Source organism: Streptomyces sp. NPDC046712 (assembly GCF_040645695.1).
Classification (GTDB): Bacteria; Actinomycetota; Actinomycetes; order Streptomycetales; family Streptomycetaceae; genus Streptomyces.
This window is the reverse complement of record NZ_JBEYYW010000035.1, coordinates 54,279-67,720: the sequence shown is the minus strand read 5'-3', so window position 1 is coordinate 67,720 and position 13,442 is coordinate 54,279. Positions and strand designations below refer to the sequence as shown.

The 13,442-nt window shown below is 69.6% G+C and carries 15 protein-coding genes; 4 read left to right on the top strand and 11 right to left on the bottom strand.

The window, feature by feature from the left end:
* Position 1 precedes the first annotated feature (1 nt).
* The 7 genes from ABZ939_RS32750 to ABZ939_RS32720 form a co-directional block, all read right to left on the bottom strand.
* Positions 2-1,846, bottom strand: coding sequence for an AMP-dependent synthetase/ligase (locus tag ABZ939_RS32750; RefSeq protein WP_361863421.1), 1,845 nt, complete (start codon positions 1,844-1,846; stop codon positions 2-4).
* A gap of 222 nt (positions 1,847-2,068) precedes the next feature.
* A complete protein-coding gene (locus ABZ939_RS32745) occupies positions 2,069-2,719 on the bottom strand; it encodes a TetR/AcrR family transcriptional regulator (RefSeq protein WP_361863418.1) in 651 nt (216 codons plus the stop codon).
* 192 nt (positions 2,720-2,911) lie between these two features.
* On the bottom strand, positions 2,912-4,225 hold the full coding sequence (locus ABZ939_RS32740) for a dicarboxylate/amino acid:cation symporter (RefSeq protein WP_361863416.1): 1,314 nt from the start codon (positions 4,223-4,225) through the stop codon (positions 2,912-2,914).
* A gap of 383 nt (positions 4,226-4,608) precedes the next feature.
* Positions 4,609-4,938 carry a DUF4229 domain-containing protein gene (locus tag ABZ939_RS32735; RefSeq protein WP_361863413.1) on the bottom strand — a complete coding sequence of 110 codons (330 nt, stop codon included), beginning with the start codon at positions 4,936-4,938 and terminating at the stop codon, positions 4,609-4,611.
* 13 nt (positions 4,939-4,951) lie between these two features.
* The gene (locus ABZ939_RS32730) at positions 4,952-5,476 is read right to left on the bottom strand and encodes a GNAT family N-acetyltransferase (RefSeq protein WP_361863410.1); all 525 of its coding nucleotides are present in this window, start codon (positions 5,474-5,476) and stop codon (positions 4,952-4,954) included.
* A gap of 5 nt (positions 5,477-5,481) precedes the next feature.
* Positions 5,482-6,645: an aminofutalosine synthase MqnE gene (gene mqnE, locus ABZ939_RS32725; RefSeq protein ID WP_361863407.1), complete on the bottom strand. Its 1,164-nt coding sequence runs from the start codon at positions 6,643-6,645 to the stop codon at positions 5,482-5,484.
* A gap of 49 nt (positions 6,646-6,694) precedes the next feature.
* A complete protein-coding gene (locus ABZ939_RS32720; protein ID WP_031013392.1) occupies positions 6,695-7,150 on the bottom strand; it encodes an Lrp/AsnC family transcriptional regulator in 456 nt (151 codons plus the stop codon).
* A gap of 113 nt (positions 7,151-7,263) precedes the next feature.
* Here ABZ939_RS32720 and ABZ939_RS32715 point away from each other — a divergent pair, with 113 nt between their 5' ends.
* A complete protein-coding gene (locus ABZ939_RS32715; RefSeq protein WP_361863404.1) occupies positions 7,264-7,401 on the top strand; it encodes a hypothetical protein in 138 nt (45 codons plus the stop codon).
* Here the strand turns inward: ABZ939_RS32715 and ABZ939_RS32710 are convergent.
* Positions 7,398-8,078, bottom strand: a complete 681-nt coding sequence (locus ABZ939_RS32710; RefSeq protein ID WP_361863401.1) for a UbiX family flavin prenyltransferase — start codon at positions 8,076-8,078, stop codon at positions 7,398-7,400. The two genes, ABZ939_RS32715 and ABZ939_RS32710, sit on opposite strands and share 4 nt — an antisense overlap.
* A gap of 95 nt (positions 8,079-8,173) precedes the next feature.
* On the opposite strand from ABZ939_RS32710, the gene ABZ939_RS32705 reads away from it, so the two are divergent.
* Positions 8,174-8,779 (top strand): rhomboid family intramembrane serine protease, encoded by a 606-nt coding sequence (locus tag ABZ939_RS32705; protein ID WP_361863398.1) that lies wholly within the window; start codon positions 8,174-8,176, stop codon positions 8,777-8,779.
* A gap of 18 nt (positions 8,780-8,797) precedes the next feature.
* Here the strand turns inward: ABZ939_RS32705 and mqnP are convergent, their stop codons facing one another.
* Positions 8,798-9,700 carry a menaquinone biosynthesis prenyltransferase MqnP gene (gene mqnP / locus ABZ939_RS32700; protein WP_361863395.1) on the bottom strand — a complete coding sequence of 301 codons (903 nt, stop codon included), beginning with the start codon at positions 9,698-9,700 and terminating at the stop codon, positions 8,798-8,800.
* Entirely contained in the window at positions 9,697-11,148 is a 1,452-nt protein-coding gene (locus tag ABZ939_RS32695) for a menaquinone biosynthesis decarboxylase (protein WP_361863392.1), read from the bottom strand. Before ABZ939_RS32695 ends, mqnP begins: the two co-directional genes overlap by 4 nt.
* Before the next feature lie 89 nt (positions 11,149-11,237).
* On the opposite strand from ABZ939_RS32695, the gene ABZ939_RS32690 reads away from it, so the two are divergent.
* Both ABZ939_RS32690 and ABZ939_RS32685 read left to right on the top strand, forming a co-directional pair.
* Positions 11,238-11,633, top strand: a complete 396-nt coding sequence (locus ABZ939_RS32690; RefSeq protein ID WP_361863390.1) for a PLD nuclease N-terminal domain-containing protein — start codon at positions 11,238-11,240, stop codon at positions 11,631-11,633.
* Positions 11,633-12,523 carry a LysR family transcriptional regulator gene (locus tag ABZ939_RS32685; RefSeq protein ID WP_361863387.1) on the top strand — a complete coding sequence of 297 codons (891 nt, stop codon included), beginning with the start codon at positions 11,633-11,635 and terminating at the stop codon, positions 12,521-12,523. Before ABZ939_RS32690 ends, ABZ939_RS32685 begins: the two co-directional genes overlap by 1 nt.
* Here the strand turns inward: ABZ939_RS32685 and ABZ939_RS32680 are convergent.
* The gene (locus ABZ939_RS32680; protein ID WP_361863385.1) at positions 12,420-13,367 is read right to left on the bottom strand and encodes a DMT family transporter; all 948 of its coding nucleotides are present in this window, start codon (positions 13,365-13,367) and stop codon (positions 12,420-12,422) included. The two genes, ABZ939_RS32685 and ABZ939_RS32680, sit on opposite strands and share 104 nt — an antisense overlap.
* Between the last annotated feature and the right edge of the window lie 75 nt (positions 13,368-13,442).

Sequence of the window (13,442 nt, the reverse complement as noted above, 5' to 3'; positions counted from 1 at the left end):
GTCACTCGTACATCGAGTCGATCTCGCGGGCGAAGTCCCGCAGCACAGCGCCCCGTTTCAGCTTCAGCGAGGGCGTCAGGTGGCCGCTCGTCTCCGACCACTCCGTCGTCAGGACCCGGAACGCGCGGATGGACTCGGGCCGGGACACCAGCCGGTTGGCGTCGTCCACGGCCCGCTGGAGCGCGGCGAGGAGCTCCTCGTCCGAGGCGAGCTTCCACAGCGCGATGTGGTCCTTCTTCCGCATCCGCCGCCAGTGGACGAGCCCTTCGTGGTCCAGGGTGAGCAGCGCGGTGATGTACGGACGGTTGTCGCCGAGGACCATGCACTGGGCGACCAGGGGGTGTGCGCGCAGCCAGTCCTCCAGCGGGGCCGGGGCGACGTTCTTGCCGGCCGAGGTGATGAGGACGTCCTTCTTGCGGCCGGTGATCCACAGATAGCCGTCGGCGTCGAGCGCGCCCAGATCCCCGGTCGGGAACCATCCCTCGTCGGTGTACGGCAGGGCCACACCGCGCTGGGAGTCCCAGTAGCCGGCGAAGACATGGCCGCCCTTGAGCCAGATCTCGCCGTCGTCGGCGATCCGCACCGCCGTACCGGGCAGCGGCCATCCGACGGTGCCCGTGCGCGGCCGGCGGGGCGGGGTGACGGTGGCGGCGGCGGTGGTCTCCGTCAGGCCGTACCCCTCGAAGACCTCCACCCCGGCGCCGGTGTAGAACTCCGAGAGCCGGGCGCCGAGCGGTGATCCGCCGCAGATCACGTACCGGACCCGGCCCCCGAGCGCGGCCCTGATCCGCCGGTAGACCAGCGGGTCGTACAGCGCGCGTGCCGCGCGCAGCCCGAGGGAGGGCTCCCCCTCGTGCCCGTACCGCTGGGCGACCCGGGCCGCGCGGTCGAAGGACGCCGTCCGGCCCATCCGCTCCGCCGTCGCCCGGGCGGAGTTGTAGACCTTCTCCAGGACGTACGGGATGGCCAACAGGAACGTGGGCCGGAAGCCGGCCAGGTCGGTCAGCAGGTCGCCGTCCTCGATGGAGGGCGCGTGCCCGAGCCGTACCCGGGCCCGGACGCAGCCGATCGCCACCATCCGGCCGAAGACATGACTGAGCGGCAGGAAGAGCAGCGTCGAGGCGGGCTCCTTGCTCACCTCGCGGAAGACGGGGTGGAGCAGTTCGATCGCGTTGTCGACCTCGGCGAAGAAGTTGCCGTGGGTGAGGGCGCAGCCCTTGGGGCGGCCGGTGGTGCCGGAGGTGTAGACGAGGGTGGCGAGGGTCTCGGGGGTGAGGAGCCCGCGGCGCGCGGTCACGGCCTCGTCGGGGACATGGGCCCCGTTCTTGCGCAGCTGGTCGACGGCGCCCGCGTCCAGGATCCAGAGGTGGGCGAGGCCGGGCAGTCCGCGGCGCTCGGTGGAGACCAGCCGGCCCTGGGTCGTGTCCTCGACGACACAGGCGGCGGCGCCGGAGTCCTGGAGGATCCAGCGGGTCTGGAACGCGGACGAGGTCGGGTACACGGGGACGGTGATCAATCCGGCCGCCCAGGCGGCGAAGTCGAGCAGGGTCCACTCGTAGGTGGTGCGGGCCATGAGGGCGAGCCGGTCGCCGGGCCGCAGGCCCGCGGCGATCAACCCCTTGGCCACGGAATGGACTTCGGCGGCGAAGGCGGAGGCCGTGACGTCGGCCCAGGTGCCGTCGGGGCGCTTGCGCCCGAAGACGACGGCGGCCGGGTCCTCGCGGGCGTTGTCGTAGGGGATGTCGGCGAGCGAACCGCGGGGCACGCGCGGGACGAGCGGGGGGACGGATGCCTCCCTGACCCTCCCGTCGACGACGGTCGTGCGCGGGGTGGCGGCGACGGACACGTGCGGCTCCTCGGTCGTCGTAACGAACGGAGTCAACTACCCGACCAGCAAGTAACCTTACTCCGGAGTAAATCTAAGGCCGACGAGGAGACAGGACAATGCCCGTGAGCGCGAGCCCCCATCTGCGCGCCCTGACCGGGGCCGCCGCCAGCTCCCCGCTCAAGAAGGTCCGCCCGGACGCCAGGAGTTGACCCCGCACTAGGTCCGGCAACCGCCTCCACCTCAGCGGGGAGACCAGCGCTCGCTCTTCATGAGGTTGCCGAGCCCGGCCCACGCGAAGTTCATCATCGTCGCCGCCGACTCCCAGGCCGTCATGCCCGGCGTCTCGTTGGCCCAGGAGGCCAGCGACTCCGCGGCACCGATCAGGGCCTGGGACAGCCCGGCGACATCCCGCTCGGCCAGCTCCGGGTCGCGCTGCGTCTCGCGGTGCGTCGCCTTCGCGGCGGCCCCGATCAGCGTCCCCACGTACGCCACGATCTCGTCGCGCATCTGCGCCGCCTCGCTGGCGAACGGCTCCCCGTGCGTCCGCGCCTGCCGGCTCAGCACCGCCCAGCCGTCGGGGTGTTCGGCGGTGTGCGTGAAGAAGGCGAGCAGCCCGGCCCACAACTGCTCCTCGGCCGGCAGCCGGGCGTCGGCCGCGGCCGCGACGGCACCGAGCAGCGCCTTCGCCTCCCGCCGGATGCAGGCGGTGAAGAGCTCTTCCTTGGAGTTCAGATACAGATAGACCAGAGGCTTCGACACACCCGCGAGCTCGGCGATCTCGTCCATGGACGCGGCCTGGTACCCCCGCTGCCCGAACGTCTGCACGGCGGCGTCCATCATCTGCTGCTCGCGCACCGCCCGCGGCATCCGCTTGACCTTCGTGGCACCCACTTCGGCCGTCCTTCCCACCCCTGTCGCCTGCACCGGGAGAGAGCCTACGTGCCCTCCGTCAGGGTGCGGGGATGAGATCGACCCCGCCCGGCCGGATTTCGCGGCTCCCCCGCTTGCCGCCGGAGTAGGCCGGAACGGCGTGATGCCCATGCCCCCGAACCGGGGACATGGGCATCATGTGCGCACGTGGAGCTAGGCGGCGACGGCCAGCGGCTCGCGCTCGTCGACCGGCGACGAGGAGGCGGAGTTGTACGCGTCGACGTCCAGGATCTTCTCGCGGGCCGCGACGACGACCGGGATCAGCGCCTGGCCGGCGACGTTCGTGGCCGTGCGCATCATGTCGAGGATCGGGTCGATCGCCATCAGCAGGCCCACGCCCTCCAGCGGGAGGCCCAGGGTGGAGAGGGTCAGCGTCAGCATGACCGTCGCGCCCGTCAGGCCGGCCGTGGCCGCGGAGCCGACGACCGAGACGAAGGCGATCAGCAGGTAGTCCTGGATGCCCAGCTGGACGTCGAAGATCTGCGCGATGAAGATCGCGGCGAGCGCCGGGTAGATCGCGGCGCAGCCGTCCATCTTCGTCGTCGCGCCGAACGGGACGGCGAAGGAGGCGTACTCCTTCGGAACGCCGAGGCGCTCGGTGACCTTCTGGGTGACCGGCATGGTGCCGACCGAGGAGCGGGAGACGAAGGCCAGCTGGATGGCCGGCCAGGCGCCCTTGAAGAACTGCAGCGGGTTGACCTTGGCGACCGTCGCGAGCAGCAGCGGGTAGACGCCGAACATCACCAGGGCCGAGCCGATGTAGACGTCGGCGGTGAAGGTCGCGTACTTGCCGATCAGCTCCCAGCCGTAGTCGGCGATGGCGAAGCCGATGAGGCCGACGGTGCCGATGGGGGCGAGGCGGATGACCCACCACAGGGCCTTCTGCAGCAGCTCGAGGACCGACTCGGAGAGCGCGAGGATCGGCTTGGCGCGGTCGCCGAGCTTCAGTGCGGCGACACCGGCGACGGCGGCCATGAAGACGATCTGCAGGACGTTCAGCTCGGTGAACGGCGTGATGACGTCCGAGGGGATGATCCCGGTCAGGAAGTCGATCCACGTGCCCTCGCGCTTCGGCAGCTTGCCGTCCTGCGGGGTGAGGCCGGTGCCGGCGCCGGGGTTGGTGATCAGGCCGATCGCGAGGCCGATGGCGACCGCGATCAGCGACGTGATCATGAACCAGACCAGCGTCTGCGCGGCCAGCCGGGCCGCGTTGTTGACCTTGCGAAGGTTGGTGATCGACACCAGGATCGCGAAGAAGACGAGCGGGGCGACGGCCAGCTTCAGAAGCTGGACGAAGATGTCGCCGACCTGGCCGAGCGTCTCCTTGAGCCAGCTGACGTCCTGGCTGCGGGCGAGCCAGCCGAGCAGGACACCGAGCACGAGGCCGGCGACTATCTGGGCCCAGAAGGGGACCTTGGGTATGCGGGACGGGGACTTCGTCTCGGGCGCGGACGCGGACGCGGACACAGACACACTCCACAGGTGCGTATCGGGGAATACGGGGACGGGGGTGCGGTACACACGCGCTCAGGCGTACCGCTGCATGATGCCGGGGTCAGAGCTCGCGGCAACAGACCGCGGACATACAGCGGCAGAGATCGACATGCAGGCGCGCCACGAGCGGAATGCTCGCGGCATCGGTGGGGCGCACAGCTGTCGTCATGGCGAACACGTTAACACTTGAACTTTGAGAACCTCAAAGCCCTTCTTTGAGGTAGTGAGAACCAGCTGGCGCCTCCGAAACGCAGAACACCCCGGTCAGGAGCCTTCGAAGCTCCCGATCGGGGTGTGTGTCTGTGCTGAGTCGCGCCGAGCTGTGATGAACCTTACGTGGTTCTTACACGGTTTCCCTACGCGTCTTCGCGGGCCCTGTCGGCCTCCAGGCGACCCTTCACCCGGTCCACCTTGGCCACGATCTGCTCGGACATGGCGTCCCGCTGCCCGCGCAGCAGCACGAAGCTGAGGGGCGCGGAGATCACGATGGCGAGCAGCAGCACCCAGAGCAGGTTGGAGTCGCCGAGGCCGCGCGGCAGCACGCCGACGTAGACGAGTCCCCACAACGCGAAGAAGCAGCCGGCGAAGACGCCGAGTCGCATGAGGGTGTAGCGGAGGGTCGCAGCGCCCGTCCCGTTCGCGGCCACGACGGCCCCTTTCTCTCGATTGCCCGTCCAGTGAAGCATGGTTCGATGTGGATCAATGCAGCGGGAGCAGCATGAAGATGTCGTCCCGGTCGTCGCCCTCGGCCACTCTGATCGCGCCGGGCACCCGTCCGACCTCCTTGTAGCCGCAGGAGGCGTAGAAGCGGTCGACGCCGGTGCCGCCCCGGCAGGTGAGCCGGATCGCGTCGATCCCGTCGAAGCCGCGGACCGCGTCCTCGACGGCGGCCATGAGGTCACGCCCGTACCCCTTGCCCTGGTGGGAGGGGTGGACCATCACGGTGTACAGCCACACCCAGTGCTTCATGAGCCGGTGTGTGTTGTACGCGACGAAGGTGGTCGCGGCGACGGTGCCGTCCTCCTCGTACCCGACGACGAGGCGCATCCGGCCCTCGGTCATCGCCACGAGGTGCTTGACCAGTTCGGGCCGGATCTCCTCGGCGGTCACCGGCGGCACGAAGCCGACGGCGCCGCCCGCGTTGGAGACGTCGGCCCACAGGCGCAGGATGCCGTCGCGCAGGGCCGGGGATATCGGCGGGTCGAGCTCGAAGCGCAGGGCCATCGGCGTCAGACCCGCATCGGCTGGGGCGACTCGCGGCGGTCCGCGTCCGGTCCCGGGTACTCGCGGATGATCTCGTAGCGGGTGTTGCGCTCGACCGGGCGGAAGCCGGCGTCCCGGATCAGTTCGAGCAGGTCGTCACGGGTGAGCTTGTTGGGCGTGCCGTAATTGTCGGCGTCGTGCGTGATCTTGTACTCGACGACCGAGCCGTCCATGTCGTCCGCGCCGTGCTGGAGTGCCAGCTGGGCGGTCTGGACGCCGTGCATGACCCAGAAGACCTTGACGTGCGGCACGTTGTCGAAGAGGAGCCGGGAGACCGCGAAGGTCTTCAGCGCCTCGGCGCCGGTCGCCATCGTGGTGCGTGCCTGGAGCTTGTTGCGGACCTTGCCGTCCTGCATGTCCACGAAGTCGTGCTGGTAGCGCAGCGGGATGAAGACCTGGAAGCCGCCGGTCTCGTCCTGGAGTTCGCGCAGTCGCAGCACGTGGTCGACGCGGTGCCGGGGCTCCTCGATGTGCCCGTACAGCATCGTCGAGGGGGTCTTGAGGCCCTTCTCGTGCGCCAGGCGGTGGATCCGGGACCAGTCCTCCCAGTGGGTGCGGTGGTCCACGATGTGCTGGCGGACCTCCCAGTCGAAGATCTCCGCGCCGCCGCCGGTCAGGGACTCCAGGCCGGCCTCGATCAGCTCGTCGAGGATGTCGGAGGCCGACATGCCCGAGATCGTCTCGAAGTGGTGGATCTCGGTGGCGGTGAACGCCTTCAGGGAGACGTTCGGCAGCGCCTTCTTCAGCTCGGAGAGCGAGCGCGGGTAGTAGCGCCAGGGCAGGTTGGGGTGGAGCCCGTTGACGATGTGCAGCTCGGTGAGGTTCTCGCCCTCCATCGCCTTGGCGAGGCGGACGGCCTCCTCGATGCGCATCGTGTACGCGTCCTTCTCGCCCGGCTTGCGCTGGAACGAGCAGTACGCGCAGGACGCGGTGCACACGTTCGTCATGTTGAGGTGGCGGTTGACGTTGAAGTGGACGACGTCACCGTTCTTGCGGGTCCGGACCTCGTGGGCCAGGCCGCCGAGCCAGGCCAGGTCGTCGGACTCGTACAGAGCGATACCGTCCTCGCGGCTCAGCCGCTCTCCGGAACGGACCTTCTGCTCCAGCTCACGCTTGAGCCCCGCGTCCATACGGCCGCCTCCCACTCTCTTCTGCAATCAGGCTCCACCCACCGTACTCTCAGCCCTCCTCGGGCAGATCTCCGACCCGGTTCTCCCACTTGGTGGAGAGCACGATCGTGGTACGGGTACGGGAGACGCCCTTGGTGCCGGACAGCCGGCGGATCGTCTTCTCCAGGCCGTCGACGTCGTTCGCGCGGACCTTGAGCATGAACGAGTCGTCGCCCGCGATGAACCAGCAGTCCTCGATCTCGGCGAGGTCCTTCAGCCGGCGCGCCACGTCCTCGTGGTCGGCCGCGTCGGAGAGGGAGATGCCGATGAGGGCGGTGACGCCCAGGCCGAGCGAGGCGGCGTCGACGGTCGCGCGGTAGCCGGTGATGACGCCGGCCGCCTCGAGACGGTTGATGCGGTCGGTGACGGAGGGGCCGGAGAGCCCGACGAGCCGGCCGAGTTCGGCGTACGAAGCCCTGCCGTTCTCGCGCAGAGCCTGGATGAGCTGCCTGTCCACGGCGTCCATAGGTATGAAGCCTTCCATTGTCCAGCGATACCGCGAGTATAGGTATAGAATCTAAGGCATGCAGGGCCAACACCCTGCGAATCTTTCAGTTGATCAAAGACGATCTTTCAGGAGTGGTGTTCACCGTGTACACGATCGAGATGGCCTACGCCCGTATGCGCGAGCTGCAGGACCTGGCCAACCGCTCGCGTGCCCACCAGCCGTCCGCCTCGAAGCGCGCCGCCAAGAAGCGCGCCGCCAAGAAGCGCTAATCCCCCCGGGAGGCAGCTCCACCGAGCTCTCCCTCCCAACGGCGGTACAGCCGGTGCGGCACCCCTGCCGCGTCGAGCACCCGCCCGGCGACGAAGTCCACCAGATCCTGGATGTGCGTCGCCCCCGCGTAGAACGCCGGAGAGGCGGGCAGCACCACGGCGCCCGCCTCGTCCAGCGCCACCAGATGCTTCAGCGTCTGACCGCTCAGCGGGGTCTCCCGCACCGCGACCACCAGCGGCCGCCGCTCCTTGAGCATCACGCTCGCCGCCCGCTGCAGCAGGTCCTTCGAAAGCCCCAGCGCCACACCCGCCACCGAGGCGGTCGACGCGGGAACGATCAGCATCCCCTTCACCGGGTACGAGCCACTGCTCGGCCCCGCGGCCAGATCCCCGGCGCTCCAGTACCGCACGTCGTCGATGTCGGGAGTGAACGTCCCCGGCTTCCCGTCGGCGCCCCGCGCCAGCCACTCCGCCAGGTCCTCGCGCCAGTGCGCGTCCCGGAAGGCGATCCCCGTCTCGTCGAGCAGCGTCAGTCGCGACGCCCGCGAGACGACCAGATCGACGCTCTCCCCCGCTGCCAGCAGCCCCCTCAGGACGGCGGCCGCGTACGGGGTTCCTGACGCCCCGGACACCCCGACCACCCAGGGACGACGCTGCTGCTTCTCTACCGGCTCCACGCCGACGAGCCTATCCGGAGGCCCGGGACGAGAACTCCGCACGGGGTCCCGTACGTTCTCCCCTGCACAGGACGGAAGAGCGCAGGGGGATGGTCATGACAGGGCTCGAAACACCACAGTGGCGTACGTCCGACCGGGCGAAGGCGGCGATACAGCTCATGGCGGGCTGGGTGGCCCTGCTCTGGGTCCTCGAAGTCGTCGACCTCGCCACCGGCCACGCGCTCGACGCGTACGGCATCGTCGCCCGCGACGCGGACAGCCTCGGCGGAATCCTCGCGGCGCCGTTCCTGCACTTCGGTTTCGGACACGTCGCCTCCAACAGCGTCCCGCTGCTGATCTTCGGCTTCGTCGCGGCCCTCGGCGGCATCCGCCGCTTCCTCGCCGTCTGCGCGCTGATCATCGTCGCCGACGGCATCGGCGTCTGGCTGATCTCGCCGTCGAACTCGATCACCGCGGGCGCGTCCGGGCTGGTCTTCGGCCTCTTCGGCTACCTCGTGGTCCGCGGCTTCGTGGAGCGCAAGGCCCTCGGCATCGCCGTGGGCCTGATCATCGCCGCCCTCTGGGGCGGCTCCATCCTGGTCGGCATCTCCCCCGCCAACACCACGGTCAGCTGGCAGGGCCACCTCGTCGGCCTGGTGGCCGGCGTGGGCGCGGCGTTCCTCTTCCGGCCGGCCCGGCGCCGCGCCGCCCTCACCCCATGAGCACCGCGCGGCCGGCCGTCACACCGTCAGGCCGCGCACCAGCAGGTCGAGCAGCGCGCAGAGGAACAGGGAGATGCCGATGAAGCCGTTCGTGGTGAAGAACGCCCGGTTCAGCCGGGACAGGTCGTGCGGCTTCACGATCGTGTGCTCGTAGCAGAACGCCGCCACCACGATCACCAGGCCGATCCAGAAGAACAGCCCCACGTCGGTCGCCAGCGCGTACCAGACCAGCAGACCCGTCGTCACGACCGCCGAGCCCCGCGCGCCCCACAGCGCCGCGGGGACGCCGAAGCGAGCCGGGACCGACATCACGCCGTGGGCGCGGTCCGCCTGGACGTCCTGGCAGGCGAAGATCAGGTCGAAGCCGCCGATCCAGACGCCGACCGCGAGCCCGAGGATCACCGCGTCCCAGGACCACGCCCCGGTCACCGCGAGCCAGGCCCCCACGGGCCCTATGGCCTGGGCGAGGCCCAGGATCGCGTGCGGGAAGTTCGTGAACCGCTTGCCGTACGGGTAGACCACCATCGGGACCACGGCGAGCGGCGCGAGCGCCAGGCACAGCGGGTTCAGCAGGGCCGCGGCCCCGAGGAAGACGACGACCGCGATCCCCGCGCCCGTCCACGCCGACCGCACCGACACGGCGCCGGTCACCAGCTCGCGGCCCGCGGTGCGCGGGTTACGGGCGTCGATCTCGCGGTCGATGATCCGGTTGCAGGCCATCGCGAAGGTCCGCAGGCCCACCATGCAGATGGTGACGAGGAGCAGCTTGGCCCAGTGGATGTTCCGGTCCAGCTGGAACATCGCGGTCAGCGAGGCGATGTACGCGAACGGCAGCGCGAAGACCGAATGCTCGATCATCACCAGCCGCAGGAACGCCTTCGTACGGCCCGGCTGCGCGCCGGGTACGGCGGCGGTGGTCACAGGCCGTACTCCTTCCAACGGCGGTCCACCAGGGCCGCCGTCGCCGGGTCCGACTCCACCATGTCCGGCCAGCCGCCGTCCCGGGTGTAGCCCTCCTCGGGGAGCTTCTTCGTGGCGTCGATGCCCGCCTTGCCGCCCCAGAACTGCTGGTACGAGGCGTGGTCCAGGTGGTCCACCGGGCCCTCGACGACGGTGAGGTCGCGGGCGTAGTCCGTGTTGCCGAGGGCCCGCCAGGACACTTCGTGCAGATCGTGCACGTCGCAGTCCTTGTCGACCACGATGATCAGCTTGGTCAGCGACATCATGTGCGCGCCCCAGATGGCGTGCATGACCTTCTGCGCGTGCTTCGGGTACTTCTTGTCGATCGAGACGATCGCGCAGTTGTGGAAGCCGCCCGACTCGGGCAGGTGGTAGTCCACGATGTCCGGCACGATGATCTTGAGCAGGGGGAGGAAGAAGCGCTCGGTGGCGCGCCCCAGCGGCCCGTCCTCCGTCGGCGGCCGGCCGACCACGATCGACTGGAGCAGCGGACGCTTCCGCATGGTGATGCAGTCGATCTTCAGCGCCGGGAACGGCTCCTGCGGCGTGTAGAAGCCGGTGTGGTCGCCGAACGGGCCCTCCGGGAGCATCTCGCCCGGCTCCAGCCAGCCCTCGACGACGACCTCGGCGTTCGCCGGGACCTGCAGCGGGACGGTCTTGCAGTCGACCATCTCGATCCGCTTGCCCTGCACGAAGCCGGCGAACAGGTACTCGTCGATGTCGCCGGGCAGCGGCGCCGTCGACGCGTACGTCACCGCCGGCGGACAGCCGAACGCGATCGCGACCGGCAGCCGCTCACCGCGCTCCGCGGCCACCGCGTAGTGGTTGCGACTGTCCTTGTGGATCTGCCAGTGCATGCCGATGGTGCGCTTGTCGTGACGCTGCAGCCGGTAGAGCCCGAGGTTGCGGACGCCCGTCTCCGGGTGCTTGGTGTGCGTCAGACCCAGGTTGAAGAAGGACCCGCCGTCCTTGGGCCAGGTGAACAGCGCGGGGAGCAGGTCGAGGTCGACGTCGTCCCCGGTGAGGACGACCTCCTGCACCGGGGCCTCCTTCACCTTCTTCGGCGGCACATGGACCATCGATCCCAGCTTGCCGAACGCCTCGCGGACCCCGACGAAGCCGTGCGGCAGCTCCGGCTTGAGCAGCCCGCCGATCTTCTCGCTGATCTCCTCGTACGACTTCAGGCCCAGCGCCTTGAGCAGCCGGCGGTCCGTCCCGAAGACGTTCATCGCGAGCGGCATGGCGGAGCCCTTGACGTTCTCGAAGAGGAGCGCCGGGCCTCCCGCCTTGTTCACCCGGTCGACGATCTCCCCGACCTCCAGGTAGGGATCGACTTCGGCCTTGATGCGCTTGAGGTCGCCTTCGCGCTCCAGTGCCCTGAGCAGCGAGCGGAGATCGTCGTAAGCCATAGGGGCAAGTATCGGTCACCGGCTAGGCTTGACCTGTCACCGGGGCCGCCGAAACGAGCCCTGCCATTGCTTCCAGGGGGCTGTCCCACATGCTCAGGGCGCTGATGTACATCCTGCCGCTGGCGCTGACGATCTACGCGTTCATCGACTGCCTCAACACCCCCGAGGACGAGGCCAAGCACCTGCCCAAGGTCGTCTGGGTCATCATCATCCTGCTGTTCTGGATCGTCGGCCCGATCGTCTGGTTCGCCGCCGGCAAGATGCGCAAGCCCCCCGTCGGCGGCCGTACGCCCTCCGAGTGGCACCGCAACCACCGCCACGAGTGGGTCGCCCCCGATGACAACCCCGACTTCCTGAAGTCCCTCAAGGACGAGAACAAGAAGGACGAGGCCGTCCTCAAGGACTGGGAGGCGGACCTGCGCCGCCGCGAGGAGGAGCTGAGGAAGCGCGAGCAGGGCGACGACGCCAAGGACAGCGACAGCTGATGGAGCTGCGGCTCCTGGTCACCTTCGAGAAGGTCGCCACCGTCCTCTCCTTCACCCGCGCCGCCGCCGAACTGCGGTACGCCCAGTCCAGCGTGACCAGCCAGATCCGCGCCCTGGAGTCCTCGCTCGGCGTCGAGCTGTTCGAGCGCCTCGGCAGCCGTATCCGGCTCACCGAGGCCGGTGAGCGGCTCCTGCCGTACGCCCGCCGGATCATCGAGCTGTCGGAGGAGGCGCGGGCCGCGGTCGTGGAGTCCGAGGAGCCGGCCGGGACGATCGCGGTGGGCACGATGGAGTCGCTGACCTCCTACCGGCTGCCGCCGCTTCTCGAGCTGTTCCACCACCGCTACCCGAAGGTCCAGCTGTCGCTGCGCCCCACGCTCGGCGACGAGACCCGGCAGGCGCTGCGCCAGGGGACGTACGACGTCGGCTTCCTGATGGAGCCCGACACCGAGCACGAGGGCCTGGAGAGCGAGGTCCTCGCCGAGGAGCCGCTGGTCCTGGTGGCCTCGCCGCGGCATCCGCTGGCAGGCCGTACGGAGCTGACGGCGGCGGACCTGGCGGCGGCGCAGCTCGTGGGGACGGAACCCGGCTGTCCGTACCGCGACCTGTTCGAGGAGTCGCTGAGCCGGTGGTCCCCGCCGTTCATGGAGTTCGGCACCATCGAGGCGACCAAGCGGGGCGTGGCCGGCGGCCTGGGCATCGCCCTGGTGCCCCGGATCACCGTCTCCGAGGAGCTGGCGTCCGGGGCACTGGCGGAGCTGGACTGGCGTCCGCCGTTCACGCTCTTCACGCAGATCGCGTGGCGGCGGGGGAAGCGGCTTCCGGCGCATGTGCGGCTGTTCGTGGAGCAGACGCGACGGCTCGTGCGGGAGCAGAGCCCGACAGGGTGACCTTCAGGCTGGCCAGGACGATCAGCGGGACGCCGAGCGCCTGGACGAGGCCGATGTGGTGCCCGTACACCGCCCAGTCGGCGACCATCGCGACGGCCGGGTAGGTGAAGGCGAGCACGGCGATCTTCGCGGTGGGCAGCTTCTGGTAGGCCGCGTACATCAGCACGTACATCAGCCCGGTGTGGATCAGCCCGAGGCCGGCGAGCCAGCCCCACCCGGCGCCGAGCCGGGAGGCCGCGCCGAAGTCGGCGAAGGGCAGCAGCAGCGGGAGGCCGACCAGGACCTGTACGAGGGCGATCAGATGGGGCCGTACGCCGGTGATCCGCTTGGTGACGATGGTCGACAGCGCGTAGAGGACGGCGGCGGCGAGCGCGAGTCCGAGGCCCTTGAGGGAGGCGGTGTCCCCCGGCCGGATGCCGGAGACGAGGACCAGCCCGAGGAAGGCGACGCCGAGCCAGCCGAACTTCGCGGCCGTGATCCGCTCGCGGAACAGCACCGCGCCGAGGACCACCAGGAAGAACGGCTGCGTGTGGTAGACGACGGTGGCGAAGGAGATCGAGGTGGCCTCGTACGCCTCGAAGAGGAAGACCCAGTTGAAGACGATGAACACCCCGCCGAGCGCGGCGAGTCCGAGCTTCTTCGGCGTGAGGCCGTGCCCGGTGAAGTAGCCGCGGGCCAGGCTGTACGCACCGAGGGCGGCGGCCCCGAAGAGGCACCGGAAGAACACCACGTTGAAGGGCGATGCCCCGGACTCCACGACGAAGATGCCGAGGGTGCCGGAGAGCACCATGGCGAGGGTCAGTTCGACGGTTCCCCTGGTCTGCGTTCCGCGCTCGTTTCTCATGTCTGCGACGCTACGGAGAGGGCCCGGGGCCGGTCCACGAGCCAGTGGGGCGTCCTGCCGATGGCCCCCATCGGC